At 69.1% G+C, this 7,693-nt stretch carries 6 protein-coding genes; all 6 read right to left on the bottom strand.

Annotated elements, in window-relative coordinates; all coding sequences use genetic code 11:
* Positions 1-117: 117 nt before the first annotated feature.
* A complete protein-coding gene (locus ACTWQR_RS54870; protein ID WP_443234868.1) occupies positions 118-1,137 on the bottom strand; it encodes a TIGR03842 family LLM class F420-dependent oxidoreductase in 1,020 nt (339 codons plus the stop codon).
* Positions 1,138-1,155: 18 nt separating this feature from the next.
* Positions 1,156-2,559, bottom strand: a complete 1,404-nt coding sequence (gene hydA / locus ACTWQR_RS54865) for a dihydropyrimidinase (protein ID WP_443234867.1) — start codon at positions 2,557-2,559, stop codon at positions 1,156-1,158.
* Positions 2,560-2,704: 145 nt separating this feature from the next.
* The gene (locus ACTWQR_RS54860; RefSeq protein ID WP_443234866.1) at positions 2,705-3,547 is read right to left on the bottom strand and encodes a nitrilase-related carbon-nitrogen hydrolase; all 843 of its coding nucleotides are present in this window, start codon (positions 3,545-3,547) and stop codon (positions 2,705-2,707) included.
* A 181-nt stretch (positions 3,548-3,728) separates the two neighbouring features.
* Entirely contained in the window at positions 3,729-5,294 is a 1,566-nt protein-coding gene (locus ACTWQR_RS54855) for a PucR family transcriptional regulator (protein WP_443234865.1), read from the bottom strand.
* A gap of 24 nt (positions 5,295-5,318) precedes the next feature.
* Positions 5,319-6,629, bottom strand: coding sequence for an aspartate aminotransferase family protein (locus ACTWQR_RS54850; protein ID WP_443234864.1), 1,311 nt, complete (start codon positions 6,627-6,629; stop codon positions 5,319-5,321).
* Positions 6,626-7,468 (bottom strand): nitrilase-related carbon-nitrogen hydrolase, encoded by an 843-nt coding sequence (locus ACTWQR_RS54845; RefSeq protein WP_443234863.1) that lies wholly within the window; start codon positions 7,466-7,468, stop codon positions 6,626-6,628. The genes ACTWQR_RS54850 and ACTWQR_RS54845 overlap by 4 nt, the downstream gene beginning before the upstream one ends.
* Positions 7,469-7,693: the final 225 nt, after the last annotated feature.

Here is a 7,693-nt window from a genome sequence, read left to right as displayed (position 1 = left end):
AAAGTCCGTGTGGTTCCCCGGTCCCCTCCCCAGAGAGGGGGGGGGGGGGGAAAGGGGGGGGGGGTTGGGGGTTGGGGGTGGGGAGGAGCGGTGACCCGGTGGTGCGACGGGTGCGGGTCAGGCGGTGAGAGCGGGGATGACCTTCGAGCCGTACGCGTCGATGACGGCTTCCTGCGCGTCATGCATGTCGTACAGGGCGAACTGGTCGACACCCAGGTCGCGCAGGGCGTTCAGCTTCTCGATGTGCTGCTCGGCGGTGCCGATCAGGCAGAACCGGTCGACGATCTCGTCGGGCACGAACTTGGTGTCGGGGTTGCCGCTGCGTCCGTGGTGGGAGTAGTCGTAGCCCTCGCGGGACTTGATGTACTCGGTGAGCTCCTCGGGTACGGCGGCGGAGTGTTCGCCGTACTTGGAGACGAGGTCGGCGACGTGGTTGCCGACCATGCCGCCGAACCAGCGGCACTGCTCCCGCGCGTGGGCGAGCGCCTCGGGCGAGTCGTCCTCCGTGATGTACGCGGGCGCGGCCACGCAGATCTTGACCTCGGCCGGGTCGCGTCCGGCCTCGACGGCCGCGTCCTTGACGGCCTTGACCATGTACTCGGTGAGATACAGGTCGGCGAGCTGGAGGATGAAGCCATCGGCCTCCTCGCCGGTCATCTTCAGCGCCTTGGGGCCGTACGCGGCCATCCAGACCGGGAGTTCGGCGCCCGGCCTGACCCACGGGAACTTGATGACCGTGCCACCGAGATCCGCCTCGTCACCGCGCCCGAGGGCGCGGATGACCTTCATGGCGCCGCTGATCCTGGCCAGGGTGTTGGGCTTGCGGCCGGCCACGCGCATCGCCGAGTCCCCGCGCCCGATGCCGCAGATCGTGCGGTTGCCGTACATGTCGTTGAGCGTGGCGAAGGTGGAGGCGGTGACCTCCCAGGTGCGGGTGCCCGGGTTGGTGACCATCGGGCCGACCGTCAGCTTCTGCGTGTTGGCGAGGATCTGGCTGTAGATGACGAAGGGTTCCTGCCACAGCACGGCGGAGTCGAAGGTCCAGCCGTGCGTGAAGCCGTTGCGCTCGGCCCGCTTCATCAGGCTGATGACGCGGGAGGCAGGGGGGTCGGTCTGCAGGACGAGTCCGAAGTCCATGGCGCCGCTCCTAGTCGCTCAGAGAAGGTACTGACAGGTGGAGCGGGGGGTGTAGACGCCGTGCCCGGCGCGACCCGTGAACTCCCGCTCACTGATGACGAGTTCGCCACGCGAGAGGACCGTCTCGACGCGGCCGGTGGTGCGCTTGCCCTCGTACGCCGAGTAGTCGACGTTCATGTGGTGGGTCTCGGCGGACATGACCTGCTCGGCGTGCGGGTCGTAGATGACGATGTCGGCGTCGGCGCCCGGCGCGATCGTCCCCTTCTTCGGGTACAGGCCGAACATCCGGGCCGGAGTCGCGCAGGCGATCTCGATCCAGCGGCGCCGCGAGATGTGTCCGTCGACGACGCCCTGGTGGAGCAGGTCCATTCGGTTCTCGACGCCCGGCAGACCGTTGGGGATCTTGGAGAAGTCGCCCCGGCCCAGATCCTTCTGGCCCTCGAAGCAGAAGGGGCAGTGGTCGGTGGAGACCACTTGGAGGTCGTTGGTGCGCAGGCCGCGCCACAGGTACTTCTGGTGTTCCTTCGGGCGAAGTGGCGTGCTGCATACGTACTTCGATCCCTCGAAGTCCGGCTCCGCGAGGTTGTCCGTCGACAGGAACAGGTACTGCGGGCAGGTCTCGCCGAAGACGTTCAGGCCCTCGTCGCGCGCCCGTGCCAGCTCGGCGACTGCCTCCAGCGCCGACACGTGCACGACGTACAGCGGCGCCCCCGCGACCTGCGCGAGCTTGATGGCGCGGTGGGTGGCCTCGGCTTCGAGAAGGGCCTTGCGGACCTCGCCGTGGTAGCGGGGATCGGTCTCGCCGCGGGCCAGCGCCTGTTCCACCAGGACGTCGATCGCGATGCCGTTCTCGGCGTGCATCATGATCAGGCCGCCGTTCTCGGCGGAGCGCTGCATGGCGCGCAGGATCTGGCCGTCGTCGCTGTAGAAGACGCCCGGGTAGGCCATGAACTGCTTGAAGGAGGTGACGCCCTCCTCGACCAGCAGGTCCATCTCCTTGAGCGTCTCCTGGTTCACATCGGAGACGATCATGTGGAAGCCGTAGTCGATGGCGCACTTGCCGTCGGCCTTGGCGTTCCAGGTGTCCAGGCCCTCGCGCAGCGAGTGGCCGACGCTCTGCACCGCGAAGTCGATGATCGTGGTCGTGCCGCCCCAGGCCGCGGCGCGGGTGCCCGTCTCGAAGGAGTCGGACGCGAAGGTGCCGCCGAACGGCAGCTCCATGTGGGTGTGGGCGTCGACGCCGCCCGGGATCACGTACTTCCCGGTGGCGTCTATGGTCCGCTCGGCCGTCCAGGCCTCGGCGGCGGGGGTGCCGCTCGCGGCGAGGGCGGCGATGCGGCCGTCCTCGATGAGGACGTCCGCGTGGATTTCGTCTGACGCGGTGATGACTAGGCCACCGCGGATGACGGTACGGCTACTCATGGTTCCTCTCCTGTCGTGTCCTGTCGTGGGCACCCCGGTGGAGGGCAGTCGGTATGTGCGGGTGCGTCGTGGCTGGTCGCGCAGTTCCCCGCGCCCCTGAAGGGGCGCGGGGCACCGGGCACCGGTGTCCCCGACAGAATCCCCGTCAGGGAGCCGCCAGCGGCTCGTACGCGTCGGGGCGACGGTCGCGGTAGAACTGCCAGCGGTCGCGGACCTCGCGCAGCTTGGCCATGTCCAGGTCGCGGACGACCAGTTCGGGCTCCTTGTCGCTGGCCACCTCGCCCACGAACTGGGCCTCCGGGTCCACGAAGTACGAGGTTCCGTAGAAGTCGTTGGGGCCCAACTCCTCCACGCCCACCCGGTTGATCGCGCCCACGAAGTACTCGTTTGCGACGGCCGCGGCCGGCTGCTCCAGCTGCCAGATGTAGCTGGACAGACCACGTGAGGTGGCCGACGGATTGAAGACGATCTCGGCACCGGCGAGGCCGAGCGCGCGCCAGCCCTCCGGGAAGTGCCGGTCGTAGCAGATGTAGACGCCGATCCTGCCGACGGCCGTGTCGAAGATCGGCCAGCCGCTGTTGCCGGGGCGGAAGTAGAACTTCTCCCAGAAGCCCTCGACCTGCGGGATGTGCGTCTTGCGGTACTTGCCGAGGTACGAACCGTCGGCGTCGATCACCGCCGCCGTGTTGTAGAGGACGCCGGGCTGCTCCTCCTCGTACATCGGCAGGACGAGGACGATGCCCAGTTCCTTGGCGAGCGCCTGGAAGCGCTGGACGATCGGGCCCTCGGGGATCTGCTCGGCGTACTCGTAGAACGCCTTGTCCTGGACCTGGCAGAAGTAGGGCCCGTAGAACAGTTCCTGGAAGCACAGGACCTGAGCACCCTGCGCGGCCGCGTCGCGGGCCGCCTGCTCGTGGACCTGGATCATCGATTCCTTGTCGCCCGTCCAGGCAGTCTGGAAGACGGCGGCGCGGATCACTCTGCTCATCGGGACCTCCGGTCGCTCGGTGTGCGGCGAGCCTAGAAAGTCCGGAGAGCTGGATTGAGTTGCAGCGTGTCACGTCTACAGGTGCGTGGCGTTCCACGGTGTCACCCTTGCGTCGACCCATGTTTCACCACCGTTTTCCCAGGTCTTCCCGTGTTTCGGTCCTGTTGCGCGGCCGAGTGTCTCAGCCTTGTTGCGCGTCGTGTGCGAGGAGCGCGATGTGTATGGACGCGGCCTGCTCGAAGTCGTCGAGATCGACGCCGAGCCGCCCCTCTATCGCCTCCAGGCGCCGGTACAGCGCGGGTCGGGAGACGTGGTGGAGCTGCGCGGTACGCGACTTGTTGCGGCCGGTCGCGAGATACGTCCGCAACACCGGCAGCAGATCCGACTCCGCGTCCGCCCCGCACAGCAGCCCGTCCAGCTCCCGCTCCGCGAAGGACTGGACGTGGGGGTCGTCCCGCAGGAGGCGTATCAGGCCCCGCAGATGTACGTCCCGCAGCCGAACCACCACCGGCAGGTCCAGGTCGGTGGGGCTCTCGGCGACGGCGTCGGCCACGTGCTGGGCCTCGCGCAGACCGGCGGGGACGTCGTCCCACACGGTCCGCGGATCCGCGGCGGCGACGACCGCCTTGCCGATCCCCGATTCCGTACGCAGCCGGGTGGCGAAGTGGGCGGCGAGGGCCTCCGCGTCCTGGTCCCGCGCCAGGCTCAGCAGTACGGCGGTCGCCCCTTCGGCCAGTTCGGCGACGAGTCCTGGGAGTCCCAACAGGCGCAGTACGCGGACGAGTTGAGCCGGTTCTCCGTCCCGTACGACCAAGGGCACGAACGTCCGCCGGTTGACCGGTAGCCCGGCCGCCCGGGCCCGGGGCAGCAGCTGCCGGGCCGGTACGACTCCGGAGGCGAGGTCGGTGAGCAGGCCCTGCGCGGACTGCTCCTCCCAGGAGTGCGCGGAGCTGCCGCCGAGCATGCGGTGCAGGATCAGGGCCTCGGCGGCGCGGTCGGCGAGCAGCCGTCCGGTGGCGGCGTCGCCGCGGTAGCCGCACAGCACGATGCGGCCCCAGCGCTCGCCGCGCCCGCCCAGCTCGGCGCGGACCCAGCCGTCGCCCTCGCTGCCGCCGGCCTGCCGTGCGATGCGTTCCCAGTCGCGCAGCACGTCGTCGACCGCGGACCGCTCCCCCGCCGTCGCGAGAACGCGGTGGGCGACGTTGGTGACGACGACGGGGCAGGCGCTGTGGCCGGCGATCTCGTCGAGCAGCCGTTGCAGCGGGGCGCCCGCGGTGATGAGCCCGGTCAGCGCGGTCCGTACGGCTTCCGAGAGGCTGACGGCCGCGAACTTCCTTTGTACGAGCCGGGATTGGACCTCTTCGGTGAGTTCGGCGAAGGGAAAGGGACGGTGCAGGACCACCATCGGCAGCCCGCATCGCTCGGCCACGCGGCGCATCACGTCGGGCGGCGTGGGGAAGGCCCGGCCGAGTCCGAGGACGACGGCCGAGGCCTCCGCGCGGTGCAGCGAGCGGATGTACTCGGCCTGCGCCTCCGGGTCACCCGCGAGCAGCACGCCCGTGGTGAGCACCATCTCGCCGCCGCTGAGCATCACGCCGACGTCGGCCGCCTCGGCGACGTGCACCCAGCGCACGGCCCGGTCGAGCTGGCTCGCACCGGCCACCACCTCGGGCTCTCCGGCGAGCACCCGCTCCAGAGCCAGGACCTGACGGACCGACAGAGCGGGTTCCAAGGCGGTGGTGGTCACCACGGGCGTACCTTCAATCTCGCGTTACTGAATGCTCCTCAGAGCACGCTCGAGGATCGCGGCGCCCTCCTCGGCCTCCGCGACGGTGAGTGACAGCGGTGGGGCGATGCGCAGGACGCTGGTGTTGTGACCGCCGCCCTTGCCGATCAGCAGGCCTTCCCCGCGGGCCGCTTCGAGCACGGCGGCCGCCGCGTCCGGGTCGGCCTGGTCGGTGCCGGGCTTCACCAGCTCGACGCCGATCATGAGTCCCCGGCCGCGCACCTCCCGTACGCCCGGCAGTTGGGCGGCGATGGCCCGCAACCGCTCGATGAGGAGGCCGCCGACGCGGCGGGCGTTGCCCTGGAGGTCGTGTTCCAGGAGGTATGTGAGGTTGGCGAGGCCCGCGGCCATGGTGATCTGGGTGCCGCCGAAGGTCGAGATGGAGTTGGAGTCGAGGCAGTTCATGATCTCGGCGCGGGCGACGACTCCGCCGATGGACATACCGTTGCCGATGCCCTTGGCGAAGGTGAGGATGTCGGGCGGGCCGTTCTGGTCGTGTGCCTGCCAGCCCCAGAAGTGATCGCCGGTCCTGCCCCAGCCGGTCTGCACCTCGTCGGCGATCCACAGGATGCCGCGCTCCTGGAGGACCTCGCGGAATGCCGCGTACAGGCCGTCCGGCGGTGAGGTGAAGCCGCCGACACCCTGGACGGGTTCGGCGATCAGGGCCGCGGGCGGGCGGACGTGGCCGAGCAGGTCCTCCAGGTCGGCGACACAGGCCGCGATGAAGTCGGCGTCGCTGAGGTCGGCGTACGGGCCGCGGGTGCGGACGCCGCCGTGCACGTACAGGGTCTGGAGGGGCGAGAGGCTGGTCGGCGACCAGCCCTTGTTTCCGGTGATGCCGACCGAGGTGAACGAGCGGCCGTGGTAGCTGTTGCGCATCGCCAGGATCTGGTTGCTGCGGCGGTACGCGGTGGCGAGGAGGAGCGCGGTGTCGTTGGCCTCCGTGCCCGAGGTCGTGAAGAACACGCGCGCGTCCGGGATGCCCGACAGCTTGGCGATCCGCTCGGCGAGCTCGACCATCGGCCGGTTGAGGTACAGCGTCGAGGAGTGGATGATCCGGCCGGCCTGCTCGGTGACCGCCTTCGTCACCTCGGGCAGGGCGTGCGCGGTCATCGTGGTGAGGATGCCGCCGAAGAAGTCGAGGTACTTGTTGCCGTCGGCGTCCCAGACGTGGCGGCCCTCGCCGTGGGTGAGCTCGAGGGGGTCGGTGTAGTAGACGGCGAGCCAGTCGGGGAGGACGGCCTGGTGGCGCTGGTACAGGCCCTTGGGCAGGTCCTCGGCCAGGTCTTTGGTCACGGCTGCACCAGCCCTTCGTACGCGTCCGGGCGGCGGTCCCGGTAGAAGGCCCACTGCTGGCGGACCTCCTCGATCAGGTCGAAGTCGAGGTCGCGGACGACGAGTTCCTCCGTCTTGTCACTGGCGGTCTCGCCGATGAACTGGCCGCGCGGGTCGACGAAGTACGACGTCCCGTAGAAGTCGTTGTCGCCGTACTCCTCCTGGCCGACGCGGTTGATCGCGGCGATGAAGTACTCGTTGGCGACGGCCGCGGCGGGCTGCTCCAGCTGCCAGAGGTGGGCGGAGAGGCCGCGGGAGGTCGCCGACGGGTTGTAGACGAGTTGCGCGCCGTTCAGGCCGAGCTGGCGCCAGCCCTCCGGGAAGTGACGGTCGTAGCAGATGTATACGCCGACCTTGCCTACGGCCGTGTCGAAGACCGGCCAGCCGAGATTGCCCGGTTTGAAGTAGTACTTCTCCCAGAATCCCTTGACCTGGGGAATGTGATGTTTGCGGTACTTGCCGAGGTAGGTGCCGTCGGCGTCGATCACGGCCGCGGTGTTGAAGTAGAAGCCGGACTGCTCGACCTCGAAGACGGGCACGACGATGACCATGCCGGTTTCGCGGGCGAGTTCCCTCATGCGGGTGACGGTGGGGCCGTCGGGCACGGACTCCGCCCAGCTGTAGTGCTCCGGGTCCTGGACCTGGCAGAAGTACGGGGCGTTGAAGACTTCCTGGAAGCCGATGACTTTCGCGCCCTGACGGGCCGCCTCGCGGGCGTGCTCCTCGTGCTTGGCGACCATGGATGCGGTGTCGCCGGTCCAGGTGGCCTGGACCAGAGCGGCGCGTACGACGTTGGCCATGAGCTGCTCCTTCGACGGGACGTCAGAGAGCTTCTACGCCCGTAGATGGTGAGCGTAGAGCCCGAAAGTAAGCCTCACCGCCGGGCTGGGCAAGACCGGTGTCGTTAACCGGCGGAGTCGATCACATTTCGCACCTTAGCCTCCGGCGGTTCGGCAGGGGGGTGCGTGGGCGGTGGGGGTGCGTGGATGGGTGCGGGTCGTTTGTGGCTGGTCGCGCAGTTCCCC

The organism is Streptomyces sp. 2A115, from assembly GCF_052245575.1.
GTDB lineage: Bacteria > Actinomycetota > Actinomycetes > Streptomycetales > Streptomycetaceae > Streptomyces.
The sequence above is the reverse complement of the archived record's forward strand: the minus strand, read 5'-3'. Positions and strand labels throughout refer to the sequence as shown.

Coding starts and splice junctions, on each gene's coding strand:
- ACTWQR_RS54870 (WP_443234868.1), bottom strand. CDS start 1,137: ATGGACTTCGGACTCGTCCTGCAGACCGACCCCCCTGCCTCCCGCGTC.
- hydA (WP_443234867.1), bottom strand. CDS start 2,559: ATGAGTAGCCGTACCGTCATCCGCGGTGGCCTAGTCATCACCGCGTCA.
- ACTWQR_RS54860 (WP_443234866.1), bottom strand. CDS start 3,547: ATGAGCAGAGTGATCCGCGCCGCCGTCTTCCAGACTGCCTGGACGGGC.
- ACTWQR_RS54845 (WP_443234863.1), bottom strand. CDS start 7,468: ATGGCCAACGTCGTACGCGCCGCTCTGGTCCAGGCCACCTGGACCGGC.